Here is a 17,295-nt window from a genome sequence, read left to right as displayed (position 1 = left end):
CGGGGCTCACACCGCGACCTGGTAATCGGTAAGGCCTGGGCTGCTGACCCGATAGATGCCTATCTCACCTAACAGATTAGGCCATAGCTTGCTGGCCCACCCGTGGCGGTGCTGCTGGTCCACGGCCAGGCGATCGATGACCTTGGCTTCACGCTCGCGGCACAGCGCTTCGAAATCCTCGAAGGTGCAGAAGTGGATGTTTGGCGTGTTGTACCAGGTGTAGGGCAGGAACTCCGAGACTGGCATGCGGCCCTTGCTCGCCAGGTACCAGCGGCAACGCCAGTGGCCGAAGTTGGGGAAGGTGATGATGCACTGGCGTCCAACCCGCAGCATTTCGTCGAGGATCTTGTCCGGGTAGTGCACTGCTTGCAGCGCCTGGGTCATGACCACGATGTCGAAGCTGTTGCTGGCAAAGTTGCCCAGGCCCTTGTCCAGGTCCTGCTCGATGACGTTTATGCCCTTGGCGACGCATTCGGCAATGTTGTCCGGGTCGTTTTCCAGGCCGTAGCCGCTGACTTGCTTGTTGTCCCGCAGCCAGGTCAGCAGTTCGCCGTTGCCGCAGCCCAGGTCGAGCACGCGGCTGCCGGCGGGGATCCATTCCTGGATGATTTCCAGATCGGCTCTCATGGCGTCCTCACAGCGTTATACGGTTCATGTAGTTGCCGAACGCCTGCAGGTAGCGCGGGATCGGGATCAAAAAGGCGTCGTGACCCTGGGGCGCGTCGATTTCCAGGTAGCAGACGTCCTTGCGCGCAGCCATCAGCGCGTCCACCAGCTCCCGCGAGCGCGCCGGGGAGAAGCGCCAGTCGGTGGTGAACGACATCACGCAGAACTTGGCGGTGGCGTTGGCGAAGGTTTTCGCCAGGTTATCGTCGAAGTTCGCCGCCGGATCGAAGTAGTCCAGTGCCTTGGTCATCAACAGGTACGTGTTGGCGTCGAAACGCCCGGAGAACTCTTCACCCTGATAACGCAGGTAGCTCTCGACCTGGAACTCGACGCTGTGGAAGTCGTAGTTGAGCTTTTCGCTCTTGAGGCCACGGCCGAATTTCTCGCCCATGGAGTCGTCGGACAGGTAGGTGATGTGCCCGACCATCCGCGCCAGCATCAGCCCGCGCTTGGGGATCACGCCGTGTTCCTGGAACGAGCCGCCATGGAACTCCGGGTCGGTGAGGATCGCCTGGCGCGCCACTTCGTTGAAGGCGATGTTCTGCGCCGACAGCTTGGGCGCCGAGGCGATTGCCAGGCAGTGGCGCACGCGGTCCGGGTAGGTGATGGTCCATTGCAGGGCCTGCATGCCCCCCAGGCTGCCACCGATCACGGCGGCCCACTGGCCGACCCCGAGGCGATCGGCCAGGCGTGCCTGGCTGTGAACCCAGTCTTCCACGGTCAGCACCGGGAAATCGGCGCCGAAAGGTTTGCCGGTGTCCGGGTTGAGGCTGCTGGGGCCGGTGGAACCGTTGCAGCCGCCCAGGTTGTTCAGGCTGATCACGAAGAACTTGCTGGTGTCGATGGGCTTGCCCGGGCCGATGCAGCTATCCCACCAGCCGGGCTTGCGGTCGTCGACGCTGTGGTAGCCGGCGGCGTGGTGATGCCCCGACAAGGCGTGGCAAATCAGCACGGCATTGCTCGCCGTGGCATTGAGGGTGCCGTAGGTTTCGTAGATCAGGTCATAGGCTGGCAACGAACGGCCGCAGGCCAGGGCCAGGGGCTCGCTGAAATGCGCCATTTGCGGCGTCACCAGACCAACGGAATCGGGGGGAAAGGCAGCTGGCATCGACCCTGCTCGCGTTGAAATGAGGCGTAAGTCTAAAGACCGCTGTGGCAGGCGGCAAGCAAAGGCGCCGCTGATTGTCCGCCGTTGTTTTTGTGGCGAGGGAGCTTGCTCCCGCTGGGGCGCGAAGCGGCCCTGTAGGAGCTGTCGAGTGCAACGAGGCTGCGATCTTTCCCCAGACAATTGAGTCGTGAGTGAACGCACAACAGATCAAGATCAAAAGATCGTCCGAACGCGGCCCGAGCCTCCGGCAGCTCCTACAGGTGCGGCCCAGCGGGAGCAAGCTTCCTCGCCACAGGGTTAACCATGCCCCCGATCCAAGCCGGATCAGGTTGGCCGGACGAGGCCCGGCAACTCCGGCAGTTTCTTCGGCGAATGAATGCGCACCCGTTTCTGCCGGTTCAATTCGCCGCTGATCAGGCTGACCTGGCTCTTGGACACGCCAAACGCCTTGGCCAGGAACGCCATCAGGTAAGCGTTGGCCTTGCCCTCGACCGGCGGGGCGGTGAGGCGGATCTTCAGGCGGTCACCGTGCAGCCCGGCGAAATCATCGCTGCGGGCTGCCGGTTGCAGGTGACACTCCAGGATCAGGTCGTCACCGTCCCAGCGAAAGTAGCTCACCTGGGTCAGATCAGCAGGCGCAGGATTTCCGGCATCATGGTCATCGCCGCCAGGTTATTGATCACCAGCATGTCGATCAGCTTGAGCACCATGAACGCCAGGATCGGCGAGATATCCAGGCCGCCGAGGTTCGGCACGATGCGGCGGAACGGCGCCAGGGCCGGCTCGCAGATCTGGTTCACCAGCTCGGCGCCCGGGTTATGGCTGCCCGGCGCGACCCACGACAGGATCACGCTGATGATCAGGGCGAAGAAGAAAATCTTCAGGAACAGCGCGGTCACGCCAATGATCGACCAGATCAGCAGTTGCAGCGGGTTGCCGGTGGTGCCATAGGTCAGCAGCAGGGTCAGGGCCATCAGCGCCAGTTGCACGAGGATCGCCAGGACCAGCGACGACATGTCCAGGCCGAACAGGCTCGGGATGATCCGGCGCAGGGGCTTGAGCAGTGGCTGGGTGGCCTTGACGATGAACTGGCACAGCGGGTTGTAGAAGTTGGCGCGCACCAGTTGCAGCACGAAGCGCAGCAGCACGATCAGCAGGTACAGGCTGCCGAGGGTTTGCAGCACGTAGACCGCTGCAGTGTTCAATCCAATCATGAATAACTCCTTATTGGCCCAGTTGTTCGGCCATTTCGGCCGAGCGGTGCGCGGCGGCGCCGAGTGCTTTTTCCACCAGGGCTTCGAAGCCCCCGGCCTGGAACGATTTGATGGCCGCTTCAGTGGTGCCGGCCGGCGAGGTAACGCGGCGGCGCAGTTCGGCGGCATCGACGTCGCTGGACACCGCCATGTGCGCGGCACCGAGGGCGGTCTGCAAGGTCAGCCTGGCGGCGGTTTCCCGGGGCAGGCCGAGTTTCTCGCCGGCGGCAGTCATGGCTTCGATCAGCAGGAAGAAGTACGCCGGGCCCGAGCCGGAGACGGCGGTAACGGCGTCCAGTTGCTGTTCGGTGTCCAGCCACAGTGCCAGGCCGACAGCCGACAGCAGCTCCTCGGCCTGCTGGCGTTGTGCGGCGGACACTTGGGAAGTGGCGAACAGGCCGCTGACGCCCTGGCGCAGCAGCGCCGGGGTGTTGGGCATGCAGCGTACGATCGGCTGCTCGCCGAGCCAGTTGTTCATGCTGGCGCACGTGATACCGGCGGCAATCGACACCACCAGTTGATGAGGCTTGAGGCTTGGGCGCAGGGCCGCGCAGACGGTTTTCATCGCCTGCGGCTTGACCGCCAGCACGATGACGTCCGCGCCGTCGATGGCCTGGGCGTTGTCGGCGAAGGTTTCGATGCCGTGCTCGCTGCTCACCCGGGTGCGGGTCTCTTCACCCGGATCGCTGGCGCGAATCAAAGAAGCGTCCAGGCCCTTGGCCCGCAGGCCGCCGATCAGGCTGGCGGCCATGTTGCCGGCGCCGATGAAGGCAATACGCGTGTTGCTCATGACAGGTCCTTATAAAGAGATGAGTCGGCCATGTTTCAGGATTGACCGTAGTCGCGGGCGCCAAACAGGGCCGTACCGATGCGTACCCAAGTGGCGCCTTGGGCAATGGCCGACTCAAGGTCGTGGCTCATGCCCATGGAAAGGGTGTCCAGCGGTAGCGCCAGGCTGGCTTGCAAGCGTTGGACTGCGGCGAAGGCAGCATCCTGGGCGGCGCGGTCTTCGGTGGGTTCGGGAATCGCCATCAACCCGCGCAGTTTCAGGCGGGGCAGGGCGCTGATGGCGCTGGTCAGGGCGGGCAGGTCCGCTGGGGTGCAGCCGGATTTGCTGGCTTCACCGCTGACGTTGACCTGGATGCAGATGTTCAGCGGTGGCAAGTCGGCCGGACGCTGCTCGGACAGACGCTGTGCAATTTTCAAGCGATCCACGGAATGCACCCAGTCGAAATGTTCGGCGATAGCGCGCGTCTTGTTCGATTGAATGGGGCCGATGAAGTGCCAGATCAAGGGCAGGTCGGTCAGTTCGAGCTGTTTGCCCAAGGCTTCTTGCAGGTAGTTCTCGCCGAAGTCCCGCAGGCCGGCGGCATAGGCTTCGCGCAAGGCCTGGACGGGTTTGGTCTTGCTCACGGCCAGCAGTTTGACACTGTGTTCGGCGCGCTGGGCGGCCTGCTCCGCAGCGCGGATGCGCGAACTAACCTGAGCGATGTTGTCTGCTATCGTGGACATAAAGAAGCGCCAGCGGTGAGGTTCGCGGCATTCTACTGGAATTGAGGAGCGCTATGGATATCACTGAGTTACTGGCGTTCAGCGCCAAGCAGGGCGCGTCGGACCTGCACCTGTCCGCCGGGCTGCCACCGATGATCCGCGTCGATGGCGATGTCAGGCGCATCAACCTGCCGGCATTGGACCACAAGCAGGTTCATGAACTGATCTACGACATCATGAACGACCGGCAACGAGTAGATTACGAAAAGTTTCTGGAGACCGATTTTTCCTTCGACGTGCCGGGCGTCGCACGGTTCCGGGTCAACGCCTTCAACCAGAATCGCGGTGCGGGGGCGGTGTTTCGCACCATTCCGTCGAAAGTCCTGACCATGGAAGACCTGGGGATGGGCGAGGTGTTTCGCAAGGTGACCGAATCGCCGCGCGGGCTGGTGTTGGTGACCGGGCCGACCGGTTCAGGCAAGTCCACCACCCTGGCGGCCATGATCGATTACTTGAACAGCCACAAGCACCATCACATTCTCACCATCGAAGACCCCATCGAATTCGTTCACGAACCGCGCAAATGCCTGATCAACCAGCGTGAGGTGCACCGCGACACCCAGGGTTTTTCCACGGCCCTGCGTTCGGCCCTGCGGGAGGACCCGGACGTGATCCTGGTGGGAGAGATGCGCGACCTGGAAACCATTCGCCTGGCGCTGACCGCCGCGGAAACCGGGCACCTGGTGTTCGGCACCCTGCACACCACGTCGGCGGCCAAGACCATTGATCGGGTGGTGGACGTCTTCCCCGGTGACGAGAAGTCCATGGTTCGCTCGATGTTGTCGGAATCGTTGCAGGCGGTGATTTCCCAGACGCTGGTCAAGAAAATCGGCGGCGGCCGGATCGCGGCGCATGAAATCATGCTGGGCACCTCGGCCATTCGGAACCTGATCCGTGAAGACAAGGTGGCGCAGATGTACTCGGCGATCCAGACCGGCGGTTCGCTGGGGATGCAGACGCTGGACATGTGCCTGAAGGACTTGGTGAACAAGGGGCTGATCAGCCGCGAACATGCGCGGGAGCGGGCGCGTACGCCGGATAACTTCTAGAGGCAGCAGGAAGGCAGCACCGCTTTTGTGGCGAGGGAGCTTGCTCCCGCTGGGGCGCGGAGCGGCCCTGTAGGAGCTGTCGAGTGCAACGAGGCTGCGATCTTGTCCCAGATAATTGAGTCGAGAGCGAAAGATCAAGATCAAAAGATCGCAGGCTTCGCCAGCTCCTACAGAGCCCAGCGGGAGCAAGCTCCCTCGCCACAGGGGCCATGTACACCTTGAGTCAGCGCTGAACCACGCGCATCGCCCCCGGCTCTTTCGGCAGCACGCGCTTGGCCACCACGTAGTGGGTGTCCCAGTACGGCTTGTTCAGGGTGTCGATGCTCACCGACTTGCCACGGCGTGGGGCGTGGATGAAGCGGTCGTTGCCCAGGTAGATGGCCACGTGGTTGACCCGGCGGCTCTTGAGCTTGAAGAAGATCAGGTCACCGGGCTTGAGGTCCTTGCGCTCGACTTTCTCGCCATGACCGGCGGCCATGGCGTTGGAGGTGCGCGGCAGGTCGAAGGTGGCGTCGTTGAAGGCGTATTTCACCAGTCCGCTGCAATCGAAACCTTTACTTGGGCTACTGCCGCCCCAACGATAAGGTGTGCCAAGTACATTCACGGCGCGACTCAACACATTGCTGCTCGTTTTGGTCGCCATCGGCGGGACCAGCTTGCTGTTGGTCGTGCTCAAGTGCTGGGCGCCGGGCTTGTCCTTGCTCAAGGAAGCAGAGACATGGGATTTCGGGGTATAGCCGTTGACGTTGGGAAGACGTTGCTCACGATTGGTGGCGTGGGCGGCCAGTGGCAATAATAGGCAAATGGTTAGCCATGTCTTGAAAAATGGACGCATTAGGCAAGGCTCTTAAAGGTTAGCGCGCAACTTTATAACAGCTTTTTTTGCGTTTCCGAGGCCGTTTGTCGATTCGAAACGCAGCGCAAAACCCAGCGAAATGCGACAAATTGACCTGATTGTCCGACAGAACCCCTATGCCACGGGGCTTTCGCCGGTCCGAGTCGCCCAGGACCGCTTGTCGGCCAGACACGAAAAAGTCACAAAAACTCCGAAAAAATTTATCTATCGAGGCAAAAGAGGCCATTCATGAACAGCTATCAGCAGGATGCAATCCGCGATACTCACAGCAAGGTCATTGGGTATCTGCTGTGGATTTTCGGGTTCACCGGTGCCCATCGTTTCTATTACGGCAAGCCGGTCACGGGCACGATCTGGTTCTTCACCTTCGGCCTGCTGGGCATTGGCTGGTTGATCGACCTGTTCCTGATCCCGGCAATGGATCGCGAAGCGGGCCTGCGTTTCACCCCGGGGCCTATCGAATACAGCGTGGCGTGGATTCTGCTGACGTTTCTCGGGGTGCTGGGCGTACACCGCATGTACCAGGGCAAATGGCTCAGCGGGATCCTTTACCTGCTGACTGGCGGGGTGTTTTTCCTGGGGGTGCTGTATGACTTCTGGACGCTGAATGATCAGGTGTCGATCCGTAATGCGCAGAAGCGTGGGGCTTTTCAGTAAGACCGGGTCGCCTGCATCGCGAGCAAGCTCGCTCCCACACTGGATCGAGGTTCACCAAAGATCCACCTGTGGGAGCGAGCTTGCTCGCGATAGGCGCGGCGCGGTATCAGGCCTGGTGGGTAATCCTCCCATCCATCAGGGTGTAACGCACCACACCCGGCAGGCTATGGCCGAGGAACGGGCAGTTGTCACCCTTGGAGCGCCAGGCTTCACCGGCCACGGTGGAGGCGGCAGGGTCGAACAGCACGAGGTCCGCCGCGGCGCCAACCGCGAGTTTCCCCGCCGGCAGCTGCAGCGCCTGGGCCGGGCCGGCGCTCAGGCGTGCCAGCAGGGTCGGCAGGTCCAGCAAACCATCTTCCACCAGCGTCAGGGCCAGCGGCAGCAGCAGTTCGACGCTGCTGATGCCCGGCTCGGTGGCGCCGAACGGCGCCAGCTTGGCATCGCGCTCATGGGGTTGGTGATGGCTGGAGATGGCCGAGATCACCCCGGACTTCACCGCCTCACGCAGGCCATCGCGGTCGGCGCGGGTGCGCAGTGGCGGCTGGACGTGGTAGACGCTGTTGAAATCGATCAGCGCTTCGTCGGTCAGGATCAACTGGTACAGCGCCACATCGGCGGTTACTGGCAAGCCGCGGGCCTGGGCCTGGGCGATCAGTGCCGCACCGCGAGCACTGGTCAACTGGCTGAAGTGGGCGCGCACGCCGCTTTGCTCGACCAACAGCAGGTCTCGGGCCAGGGCCACGGTCTCGGCGGTTTCCGGGATGCCTGGCAGGCCGAGGAAACTGGCGGTCGGGCCTTCGTGGGCCAGGCCACCTTCGGCCAGGTCGTGGTCCTGGGAGTTGAAGATCACCGTCAGGCCAAAGGTCGCCGCGTATTCCAGGGCGCGGCACAGGGTGCGGGTGTTGCGGAAACTGTTCAGGCCGTTGCCGAATGCCACGCAACCGGCATCCCGCAGGGCGATGAGTTCGGCCAGTTGCTCGCCGTCCAGGCCCTTGCTCAGTGCGCCAATCGGGAAGACCTTGGTGTTGCCGGCCTCGCGGGCACGGTCGAGGATCAGTTCGGCCACGGCCGAAGTGTCCAGTACCGGTTTGGTCTGCGGCGGGCAGCACAGGCTGGTCACGCCACCGGCAGCGGCGGCCCGGGTTTCGCTGACGATACTGCCTTTGCGACTGTAGCCCGGTTCGCGCAGGGCGACGTTCAGGTCCACCAGGCCCGGAGCGGCCACCAGGCCTTGGGCGTCGAGGGTCTCGACCGCGACGAAACCGGCCGGCGCCGCGCCAAGGGCGACGATCTTGCAGGCATCGATATGGATATCAGTCACTTGATCCAGGCCACTGGCTGGATCGATCACGCGTGCGCCGAGAATGCTGAGCTTCACTGGGCGTTCTCCTGGTCGAATTGGCGCTGGGCCGTTTGCCCGCTCATGGCCATGGACAGCACGGCCATGCGGATGGCGATGCCGTAGGTCACCTGGTTGAGAATCACCGAGTGCGGCCCGTCGGCCACCGCCGACTCGATCTCCACGCCGCGGTTGATCGGCCCCGGGTGCATGACGATAGCGTCCGGCTTGGCCCCGGCCAGGCGTGCGGTGGTCAGGCCGAACAGGCGGTAGAACTCGCCTTCGCTGGGCAGCAGGCCGCCGGTCATGCGCTCGCGTTGCAGGCGCAGCATGATCACCACGTCCACATCCTTGAGGCCTTCGGTCATGTCGGTGTAGACCTTCACGCCGTATTGCTCGACGCCGATGGGCAGCAGGGTCTTCGGCGCGATTACGCGGATGTCCGGGCAGCCGAGGGTCTTGAGGGCCAGCATGTTCGAACGGGCCACCCGCGAGTGCAGGATGTCGCCGACGATGGCCACCGACAGGTTTTCGAAGCTGCCCTTGTGCCGACGGATGGTCAGCATGTCCAGCATGCCCTGGGTCGGGTGGGCGTGACGGCCGTCGCCGCCGTTGATGATCGCCACTTGCGGGCAGACGTGTTCGGCAATGAAATGCGCTGCGCCGGAGTCGCCGTGGCGCACGACGAACATGTCGGCGGCCATGGCTTCGAGGTTGCGCAGGGTGTCGAGCAGGGTTTCACCCTTGCTCGCCGAGGATGTGGACACGTTGAGGGTGATCACGTCCGCCGACAGCCGCTGGGCCGCCAGTTCGAAGGTGGTGCGGGTGCGGGTGGAGTTTTCGAAGAACACGTTGCACACGGTCTTGCCGCGCAGCAACGGGACTTTTTTCACCGCCCGGGCACCGACTTCGAGGAACGAGTCGGCAGTGTCGAGGATTTCCGTCAGCAGCTCGCGGCGCAGGCCGTCGAGGGACAGGAAGTGCCGCAGCTGGCCCTGATCGTTGAGCTGCAGCGGGCGCTTGGTTTCGAGAGGCGTCATCGCGATGGACTCTTACAAGGGCAGTTAAAGGGCAAGGTCTTGCAGTTCGAGTTGCAGCGGCGACGGGCCGGAGAGCTTGACTCGCTCATGAGCGGCCAGCGTCAGCGTCGCGCCGACCACGTTCGGCCGGATCGGCAGCTCGGCGGCGTCCAGGTCCAACAGGCACACCAGCGTCACGCTGGCCGGGCGGCCGTAGTCGAACAGTTCGTTCATGGCGGCGCGGATGGTCCGGCCACTCATCAGCACGTCGTCGATCAGCACCAGGTGCTGGCCTTCGATCTCGAACGGCAGGGCCGAGGGGCGCACTTGCGGGTGCAGGCCGTTCTGGCTGAAGTCGTCGCGGTAGAAGGACACGTCCAGGGTGCCCAGTGGCGATTGGCTGCCCAGTGCTTCGAGCAAGGCCTGGGCGACCCAGACGCCACCGGTGCGAATACCGATGTAGCGCGGCTCGCTGATGCCGCGGTGTTCCAGGTGTGCCTTGAGACGAATCGCCATCTGGCTGATCAGTTCGGCAGGATTGGGCAGGCTCATGCTGGCTCCTTCAGGTTCCCGGGCCGGTGGTGAGTGGCGCGGTCTATCGCTAAGAGAAAGCGCCTTGGCGGCGCTTTCAAAAAATCAGGTTTCGAACAGGGCGGCGTTGGCGTCGAGCCAACCTTGCAGCAGCAGGGCGGCGGCGATGGCGTCCACCGGGTTGTCGCGGTAACTGCCTTTCTGCCCGCCACGCACCAGGCGCTCGCCTTTGGCCTCGAAGGTGGTCAGGCGCTCGTCATGGGTATAGAAGGGCAGGTTGTAGCGGCCGTTGAGCCGGCGGGCGAACTTTTCGGCGCGCAGGCACATGTCGCTGGGCGTGCCGTCCATGTTCAGCGGCAGGCCGACCACCACGGCATCGGGTTTCCACTCCTTGATCAGCGCTTCGACCTGGTTCCAGTCCGGAACGCCATTCTGCGCCTTCAAGGTGCACAACTCGCGGGCCTGGCCGGTAATGACCTGGCCGACCGCTACGCCGATCTGTTTGGTGCCGTAATCGAAGCCCAGCAGCAAGCGCAGGGCCATCAGGCGTGTCCTGCCTGGCTGGTGAGCAGGCTGAGGTTGACCCCCAACCGGCTGGCTGCCGCTTCCAGGCGCAGTTCGCTGCTGGTGTTGAACAGGATGTCGGCGTCGAACGGGCAGGTCAGCCAGGCGTTGTCGGCCAGTTCGGCTTCCAGTTGCCCGGGTTCCCAACCGGCATAGCCGAGGGCGATCAGGCTTTTCTCCGGGCCGACGCCGTCGGCGATGGCGAACAGCACGTCCTGGGAGGTGGACAGTGATACCCCGTCCAGATCCACAGTGGCCTGGTATTTGGGGCCCGACGGATGGAGCACGAAACCGCGGTCGGTCTGCACCGGGCCGCCGATGAAAATCGGCACGTGCTGGCACAAGAGTGGCGGTTCCACTTCGGGGCGCAACTGCTCCAGGATGTCCGCCAGGTTCAATTCCTGTGGGCGATTGATTACCAGCCCCATGGCCCCATTGGCCGTGTGCTCGACGATGTAGGTCAAGGTGTGGGCAAAATTCGGATCGGCCATGTGCGGCATGGCAATCAGGAAGTGATGCTTGAGGTAGGTGGGGCTGACGTTTTTCATAGGCGCTAGTGTGGCGGGGCGGGGGCGAACTGACAAGCCAGGAAATACCTGAGACTGTCACCAATCCCCTGTGGGAGCGAGCTTGCTCGCGATAGCAATTGATCATTCAACACAGAGGTCGACTGACCGTCCGCTATCGCGAGCAAGCTCGCTCCCACAAGGGATTGGGCGGTCAATCAGTTACTGGAAAGCTTGTCGCCACGGGCGAACTTCCAGGTGCGGATGATTTCCAGCCGGTCGATGTCCGACAGGTCCCCGGTAAACGGCGCGAACGGTGCGGCCAGGCGCACGATCCGTTGGGCGGCCTGGTCCAAAAGCGGCTGGCCGGAAGATTCGAGCACCAGCACTTCATACAGCGAGCCGTCGCGGTTGATCGAGACCATTAGCCGCAGGTTGCCGTAGATCTGTTTGCGCCGCGCTTCGTCGGGGTAGTTGAGGTTGCCGATGCGCTCGACCTTCTTGCGCCATTCGTCCTTGTACCAGGCGCCCTTGTCGCGCATGGTCGAGGCGGCGCTCAGGCGGTGGATGCGCGGGCGCTTGGCGTAGAGCTGTTGCTCCTGGGCCAGTTCGGCTTCCAGGCTGGCGATGTCGCTGGACAACTGTGAGCTGTCGAAGGTGGGCTCGGGGGCCCTGGGCTTGGGATCAGGCTTGACCTCTTCCTTGGCCGGGGCCTTTTTCGGCTTCGGCGCCACGGTGGTCACGGCGGCCTTGGGCGCCGTCTCCTGCACCTCGGGCTTGGCGGCCGGCGGCGGGGTGACTTTTTGTACCTTGGTGTCCTGGAACGGCGCGATCTCGGTGGTCTTGGGGATCGCCTTTTTTTCCAGGGTGCCGCTGCCTTGCTGGTTGTCCTGGGCGAGGAAGTCGGCCTTCTTGGGCTTGGTCTCGCTCTTGAAGGTGGCCAGGGTGATTTCCAGGGTCTGGCTGATCTGCTTGGGCTCGACCGTGGCAAAACCGACGCCCAGCAGCAGGGCCAGGTGGATCAGCGCCGCCAGGAACAGGGTAAAACCGAGGCGATCAGCCGGGCGCACGCCACGATGGGCGAGCTCTTGGGGCAGATCGGACGGGAGCGTCATGACAAGGAAACCAACATCGCGTTTTTTTCAGGCCGGGCATGATAACGCAATGTGGGTTTCCTTCAGCAGATCTGGATCAACGAGCCTTGAGCTTCTGATCGATGGCATCCATCAGCATGCCACCGATGTCGGTGCCAAAGGCATTGTCGATCTCGCGGATGCAGGTCGGGCTGGTGACGTTGATTTCCGTCAGGTGCTCGCCGATCACGTCCAGGCCCACGAACAACAGGCCTTTTTCGCGCAGGGTCGGGCCGACCTGGGCGGCGATCCAGCGATCCTTGTCAGTCAACGGACGCGCCTCGCCACGCCCGCCAGCCGCCAGGTTGCCACGGGTTTCGCCGGCTGCCGGGATGCGCGCCAGGCAATAGTCCACCGGTTCGCCGTCGATCATCAGGATGCGTTTGTCGCCATCGACGATGGCCGGCAGGTAACCCTGGATCATGATCTGCTGCTTGCCGTGCAAGGTCAGGGTTTCCAGGATCACCGAGAGGTTCGGGTGGCCGGCGGTGTGCCGGAAGATCGAGGAGCCGCCCATGCCGTCCAGGGGCTTGAGGATCACGTCGCCGTGATGGTCGGCAAATTCGCGCAACACGTCCGGACGACGGCTGACGATGGTCGGTGGCGTGCACTGCGGGAACAGCGTGGCGAACAGCTTTTCGTTGCAGTCGCGCAGGCTCTGGGGCTTGTTGACCACCAGCACACCGGCGTTTTCAGCCTGTTCCAACAGGTAGGTGGAATACACGAACTCCATGTCGAACGGCGGATCCTTGCGCATCAGGATCACGTCCAGGTCGCTCAGCAGCGCGTCGCTCTCGGTGCCCAGCTCAAACCACTTCTCGGGGTTGGCGAAGACTTTCAGCGGTTTCATCCGCGCCCGAGCCTGGCCTTCGGCCTGGTAGAGGTCGCGCTGTTCCATGTAGAACAGCTCCCAGCCGCGCTTCTGAGCGGCCAGCAGCATGGCCAGCGAGCTATCCTTTTTATAGGAAATGCTGGCGATAGGGTCCATGACAATGCCGACGCGTACGCTCATGGCTTGGTTCCTCGAAATGTGATGGGCACATATTGGTGCGAAAAAGTGGCGTCAGAGTGGCGCCCGGAAGATTGGCGGTCAAGGAAAAACCACCGCGCCGAGCGGCCGATAGATCGGCGATGGAGACTGTGCTAAAAAGGCTGCCATGTGACGTGCGGGCCTTGAACATCAAGGGTTTGCGCTGTCGATCACACTTACGCGTTAAAAACCGGTTCGCAGTGGCAATGGCAGAGCATCTCACGCAGCAGCAACCCAGCGCCTTGAAGGTCATGGTCATCGACGACTCGAAGACCATCCGCCGCACCGCCGAAACCTTGCTGCGCAACGTGGGCTGCGAGGTGATCACGGCCGTCGATGGCTTCGATGCCCTGGCCAAGATCGCCGACCATCATCCGGGCATCATTTTTGTCGACATCATGATGCCGCGCCTGGATGGCTACCAGACCTGTGCCCTGATCAAGAACAACAGCGCGTTCAAGGCCACGCCGGTGATCATGCTGTCGTCCCGCGACGGGTTGTTCGACAAGGCCAAGGGACGCATCGTCGGTTCCGATCAGTTTTTGACCAAGCCGTTCAGCAAGGAAGAACTGCTGGGCGCGATACAGGCCCATGTTCCGGGCTTTGCCGCTGTCCAGCCGCACCAGGCACATTAATGACACTTGGCCAACGGGCCTGGGGTCAACAAGAAAATGGGGAACACCATGGCACGAGTTCTGATCGTCGATGATTCGCCGACTGAAATGTACAAACTGACCGGCATGCTGGAAAAGCACGGCCACGAGGTCCTTAAGGCCGAGAATGGCGCCGATGGCGTGGCCCTGGCCCGCCAGGAAAAACCCGATGCGGTGCTGATGGACATCGTCATGCCCGGCCTCAACGGTTTCCAGGCCACGCGCCAGCTGACCAAGGACCCGGACACCGGCCACATCCCCGTGATCATCATCACCACCAAGGACCAGGACACCGACAAGGTCTGGGGCACGCGCCAAGGGGCGAAGGACTACCTGACCAAACCGGTGGACGAAGAAACCCTGATCGCGACCCTGAACAAAGTGCTGGCGGGTTGACGGCACGGCCATGAGCCAATCCTTGACCGCATTCGAACTGCTGCTGCAGATCGACCGGCGCTGCCGGTTGCTGGGGGCGGACCTGCCCTCCCAGCCGACCCATCGCGCCGGTTGGAGCGGCATCGGCTTTCGCTTGGGCGAGCACTGGTACGTGGCGCCGATGGGCGAAGTCAGCGAAGTGCTGCACGAACCACGTCACACGCATTTGCCCGGGGTCAAGCCGTGGGTGCGTGGAGTGGCTAACCTGCGCGGGCGCTTGTTGCCGTTGATGGACTTGTGCGGGTTCTTTGGCCACGAGCTGTCGACCGTGCGCAAGCAGCGGCGCGTGTTGGTGGTGGATCACGACGAGGTGTTCGCCGGGTTGCTGGTGGACGAGGTCCTTGGGCTGCAGCATTTTGCCCAGGACAGCCTGGAACCGACGCTGGTGGACGACCTCGACGGCCCGGAAGCGGCCTTCGTCCGGGGCCGGTTTGGCGGCGAGCGCGAGTGGCAAGTGTTCAGCCCGTTTGCCCTGGCGCGGTCGCCGGGGTTCATGGATGTGGCGATTTAACGAGATGCAGCGCAGGCCCCCTTGAGGGAGCAAACCTGTGGGAGCAAAGCTTGCTCGCGATGGCTGCGCCTCGGTTGACGAAAAAACTGTGTCGTTCTCATCGCGGGCAAGCCTTGCTCCCACAGAGCCACACTGATTGAGCAGACTGCACAACACTACAGTTAATAGCAGTAAGTTGGATTGGGCAGTACAGGCGAGAACCGATGATCAAAGCAAAAACAGGCAAGCCACTGGAAGCGTCGCGCAGTCGTTCGCAGATCATCGTGCTGTTCGTCGCGCTGATCGTCTTCATCATGCTGCTGTTCGCCAACTTCGCCTACCTCAACACCCAATCCACCTATGACAAACAGTACATCGGCCATGCCGGTGAGCTGCGGGTGCTGTCCCAGCGCATCGCCAAGAACGCCACCGAGGCCGCCGCCGGCAAGCCCGCGGCGTTCAAGCTGCTGAGCGATGCGCGCAATGACTTCGCCCAGCGCTGGGGCTCCCTGAAACAGGGCGACCCGGTGACCGGCCTGCCCCCTGCGCCGGCCACCCTGCGTCCGCAGATGCGCGCGGTGCAGCTGGATTGGGAGCGCCTGCTCAAGAACACCGATGCCATCCTCTCCAGCGAACAGACCGTGCTGTCGTTGCACCAGGTGGCGGCGACCCTGGCCGAAACCGTGCCGCAGTTGCAGGTCGAGTACGAAAAAGTCGTCGAGATCCTGCTGCAACGCGGTGCGCCGGCCGCCCAGGTGGCCATGGCCCAGCGTCAGTCGCTGCTGGCCGAACGAATCCTCGGCGCGGTGAATACCGTGCTGGCGGGGGACGAAAACGCCAGCCAGGCCGCCGACACCTTCGGTCGCGACGCCGCGCGTTTTGGCCAGGTGCTCAATGGCATGTTGCAAGGTGACCCGGCCCTGAAGATATCCCAGGTCCAGGACCGCGATGCCCGGGCACGCCTGAGCGAAATCAGCGAGCTCTTCGAGTTCGTCTCCGGCTCGGTGGACGAAATCCTCGAGACCTCCCCGGAGCTGTTCAAGGTCCGCGAATCGGCCGGCAACATCTTCAACCTGTCGCAGACCCTGCTCGACGAGGCTTCGCACCTGGCCACGGCCTTCGAAAACCTCGCCGGCGGGCGCTCCATCAATACCATCGGCGGCTATGTGCTGGGTTTGCTGGCGCTGATGTCGATCATCCTGATTGGCCTGGTGATGGTCCGCGAAACCAACCGCCAGTTGCACGAAACCGCACAAAAGAACGAGCGCAACCAGAACGCGATCATGCGGTTGCTGGATGAGATCGAAGACCTGGCCGATGGCGACCTGACCGTCACGGCCTCGGTCACCGAGGACTTCACCGGCACCATCGCCGACTCCATCAACTACTCGGTGGACCAACTGCGAGACCTGGTGGCGACCATCAACCTCACCGCCGGCCAGGTCGCCGCTGCGGTGCAGGAAACCCAGGCCACGGCGATGCACCTGGCCCAGGCCTCCGAACATCAGGCCCAGCAAATTTCCGAAGCTTCGACTTCAATTAATGAAATGGCCCAGTCCATCGACCAGGTGTCGGCCAATGCCGCGGAGTCGTCGGCGGTGGCCGAGCGGTCTGTGGAGATTGCCAACAAGGGCAACGAGGTGGTGCACAACACCATTCATGGCATGGACAATATTCGCGAGCAGATCCAGGACACCGCCAAGCGCATCAAGCGCCTGGGTGAGTCATCCCAGGAAATCGGCGACATTGTCAGCCTGATCGACGATATCGCCGACCAGACCAACATCCTGGCCCTCAACGCCGCCATCCAGGCGTCCATGGCCGGTGATGCCGGGCGCGGGTTTGCGGTGGTGGCCGATGAAGTGCAGCGCCTGGCCGAGCGCTCTTCGGCGGCGACCCGGCAAATCGAGACCTTGGTGCGGGCGATCCAGGCCGACACCAACGAGGCGGTGATTTCCATGGAACAGACCACTACCGAAGTGGTGCGCGGTGCGCGACTGGCCCAGGACGCCGGTGTCGCCCTGGAAGAAATCGAAGGCGTGTCCAAGACCCTGGCGGCGCTGATCCAGAGCATTTCCAACGCGGCGCAGCAACAGACCACCTCGGCGGGGCAGATTTCCTTGACCATGAACGTGATCCAGCAGATCACTTCGCAGACCTCGTCCGGTTCCACCGCCACTGCCGAGAGCATCGGCAACCTGGCGAAAATGGCCAGCCAGCTGCGTCGTTCGGTGTCGGGGTTCACGTTGCCGGCGGCACCTGTGGTGGATGAGGACAAGTCGTGACTGGCCGGATCTGCATATTGAGAAGGGTCATGTGGCGAGGAAGCTTTTGTGGCGAGGGAGCTTGCTCCCGCTGGGCTGCGCAGCGGCCCCCACAGACTTTGTGAGCGCTGCGCGCTCAAGCGGGAGCAAGCTCCCTCGCCACAGGGTTTTATTTTTGCCCTCGGCATACG

20 protein-coding genes are annotated in these 17,295 nt (G+C 62.9%); 6 read left to right on the top strand and 14 right to left on the bottom strand.

Annotation, left to right across the window (positions count from 1 at the left end):
- Positions 1–6: 6 nt before the first annotated feature.
- The 6 genes from metW to LOY50_RS27070 form a co-directional block, all read right to left on the bottom strand.
- Complete coding sequence (metW, locus tag LOY50_RS27095) at positions 7–627, bottom strand: methionine biosynthesis protein MetW (RefSeq protein WP_003206492.1); 621 nt, start codon at positions 625–627, stop codon at positions 7–9.
- A gap of 7 nt (positions 628–634) precedes the next feature.
- Positions 635–1,774: a homoserine O-acetyltransferase gene (locus LOY50_RS27090; protein ID WP_258689620.1), complete on the bottom strand. Its 1,140-nt coding sequence runs from the start codon at positions 1,772–1,774 to the stop codon at positions 635–637.
- Between the two features lie 324 nt (positions 1,775–2,098).
- Positions 2,099–2,392: a DUF167 domain-containing protein gene (locus LOY50_RS27085; protein ID WP_092150072.1), complete on the bottom strand. Its 294-nt coding sequence runs from the start codon at positions 2,390–2,392 to the stop codon at positions 2,099–2,101.
- Between the two features lie 5 nt (positions 2,393–2,397).
- Positions 2,398–2,988 (bottom strand): YggT family protein, encoded by a 591-nt coding sequence (locus tag LOY50_RS27080; RefSeq protein WP_210641784.1) that lies wholly within the window; start codon positions 2,986–2,988, stop codon positions 2,398–2,400.
- A gap of 10 nt (positions 2,989–2,998) precedes the next feature.
- Positions 2,999–3,817: a pyrroline-5-carboxylate reductase gene (proC, locus tag LOY50_RS27075; protein ID WP_258689619.1), complete on the bottom strand. Its 819-nt coding sequence runs from the start codon at positions 3,815–3,817 to the stop codon at positions 2,999–3,001.
- A gap of 35 nt (positions 3,818–3,852) precedes the next feature.
- Positions 3,853–4,539, bottom strand: coding sequence for a YggS family pyridoxal phosphate-dependent enzyme (locus tag LOY50_RS27070; protein ID WP_258689617.1), 687 nt, complete (start codon positions 4,537–4,539; stop codon positions 3,853–3,855).
- A 53-nt stretch (positions 4,540–4,592) separates the two neighbouring features.
- On the opposite strand from LOY50_RS27070, the gene LOY50_RS27065 reads away from it, so the two are divergent.
- Positions 4,593–5,627, top strand: a complete 1,035-nt coding sequence (locus LOY50_RS27065) for a type IV pilus twitching motility protein PilT (RefSeq protein ID WP_253470176.1) — start codon at positions 4,593–4,595, stop codon at positions 5,625–5,627.
- 223 nt (positions 5,628–5,850) lie between these two features.
- Here LOY50_RS27065 and LOY50_RS27060 read toward each other — a convergent pair whose 3' ends face one another.
- A complete protein-coding gene (locus LOY50_RS27060) occupies positions 5,851–6,462 on the bottom strand; it encodes a C40 family peptidase (protein WP_258689616.1) in 612 nt (203 codons plus the stop codon).
- Positions 6,463–6,711: 249 nt separating this feature from the next.
- Here LOY50_RS27060 and LOY50_RS27055 point away from each other — a divergent pair, with 249 nt between their 5' ends.
- Entirely contained in the window at positions 6,712–7,140 is a 429-nt protein-coding gene (locus LOY50_RS27055; protein WP_214509980.1) for a TM2 domain-containing protein, read from the top strand.
- 106 nt (positions 7,141–7,246) lie between these two features.
- On the opposite strand, the gene LOY50_RS27050 is transcribed toward LOY50_RS27055, so the two are convergent.
- The 7 genes from LOY50_RS27050 to gshB all read right to left on the bottom strand — a co-directional run bounded on the left by LOY50_RS27050 (position 7,247) and on the right by gshB (position 13,244).
- The gene (locus LOY50_RS27050; protein WP_013694464.1) at positions 7,247–8,518 is read right to left on the bottom strand and encodes a dihydroorotase; all 1,272 of its coding nucleotides are present in this window, start codon (positions 8,516–8,518) and stop codon (positions 7,247–7,249) included.
- Positions 8,515–9,519 carry an aspartate carbamoyltransferase catalytic subunit gene (locus tag LOY50_RS27045; protein WP_003177495.1) on the bottom strand — a complete coding sequence of 335 codons (1,005 nt, stop codon included), beginning with the start codon at positions 9,517–9,519 and terminating at the stop codon, positions 8,515–8,517. Before LOY50_RS27045 ends, LOY50_RS27050 begins: the two co-directional genes overlap by 4 nt.
- 24 nt (positions 9,520–9,543) lie before the next feature.
- The gene (gene pyrR, locus LOY50_RS27040) at positions 9,544–10,050 is read right to left on the bottom strand and encodes a bifunctional pyr operon transcriptional regulator/uracil phosphoribosyltransferase PyrR (protein ID WP_014340669.1); all 507 of its coding nucleotides are present in this window, start codon (positions 10,048–10,050) and stop codon (positions 9,544–9,546) included.
- Between the two features lie 84 nt (positions 10,051–10,134).
- On the bottom strand, positions 10,135–10,572 hold the full coding sequence (gene ruvX / locus LOY50_RS27035; RefSeq protein ID WP_003177497.1) for a Holliday junction resolvase RuvX: 438 nt from the start codon (positions 10,570–10,572) through the stop codon (positions 10,135–10,137).
- Entirely contained in the window at positions 10,572–11,141 is a 570-nt protein-coding gene (locus LOY50_RS27030) for a YqgE/AlgH family protein (RefSeq protein WP_003206472.1), read from the bottom strand. Before LOY50_RS27030 ends, ruvX begins: the two co-directional genes overlap by 1 nt.
- A gap of 176 nt (positions 11,142–11,317) precedes the next feature.
- Complete coding sequence (locus LOY50_RS27025; RefSeq protein WP_253470167.1) at positions 11,318–12,214, bottom strand: energy transducer TonB; 897 nt, start codon at positions 12,212–12,214, stop codon at positions 11,318–11,320.
- Between the two features lie 76 nt (positions 12,215–12,290).
- On the bottom strand, positions 12,291–13,244 hold the full coding sequence (gene gshB, locus LOY50_RS27020) for a glutathione synthase (protein ID WP_003206468.1): 954 nt from the start codon (positions 13,242–13,244) through the stop codon (positions 12,291–12,293).
- A 224-nt stretch (positions 13,245–13,468) separates the two neighbouring features.
- Here gshB and LOY50_RS27015 point away from each other — a divergent pair, with 224 nt between their 5' ends.
- The 4 genes from LOY50_RS27015 to LOY50_RS27000 all read left to right on the top strand — a co-directional run bounded on the left by LOY50_RS27015 (position 13,469) and on the right by LOY50_RS27000 (position 17,125).
- Entirely contained in the window at positions 13,469–13,897 is a 429-nt protein-coding gene (locus LOY50_RS27015) for a PleD family two-component system response regulator (protein WP_003206467.1), read from the top strand.
- A 48-nt stretch (positions 13,898–13,945) separates the two neighbouring features.
- Positions 13,946–14,311: a twitching motility response regulator PilH gene (pilH, locus tag LOY50_RS27010; protein ID WP_018609535.1), complete on the top strand. Its 366-nt coding sequence runs from the start codon at positions 13,946–13,948 to the stop codon at positions 14,309–14,311.
- Positions 14,312–14,321: 10 nt separating this feature from the next.
- Entirely contained in the window at positions 14,322–14,861 is a 540-nt protein-coding gene (locus LOY50_RS27005) for a chemotaxis protein CheW (RefSeq protein ID WP_253470165.1), read from the top strand.
- A 203-nt stretch (positions 14,862–15,064) separates the two neighbouring features.
- Positions 15,065–17,125 carry a methyl-accepting chemotaxis protein gene (locus LOY50_RS27000; RefSeq protein ID WP_258689614.1) on the top strand — a complete coding sequence of 687 codons (2,061 nt, stop codon included), beginning with the start codon at positions 15,065–15,067 and terminating at the stop codon, positions 17,123–17,125.
- Positions 17,126–17,295 lie beyond the last annotated feature (170 nt).

Origin of the sequence: Pseudomonas sp. B21-010 (assembly GCF_024749325.1) — a bacterium.
In the GTDB taxonomy this organism is placed as follows: Bacteria; Pseudomonadota; Gammaproteobacteria; order Pseudomonadales; family Pseudomonadaceae; genus Aquipseudomonas; species Aquipseudomonas kilonensis.
The sequence above is the reverse complement of the archived record's forward strand: the minus strand, read 5'-3'. Positions and strand labels throughout refer to the sequence as shown.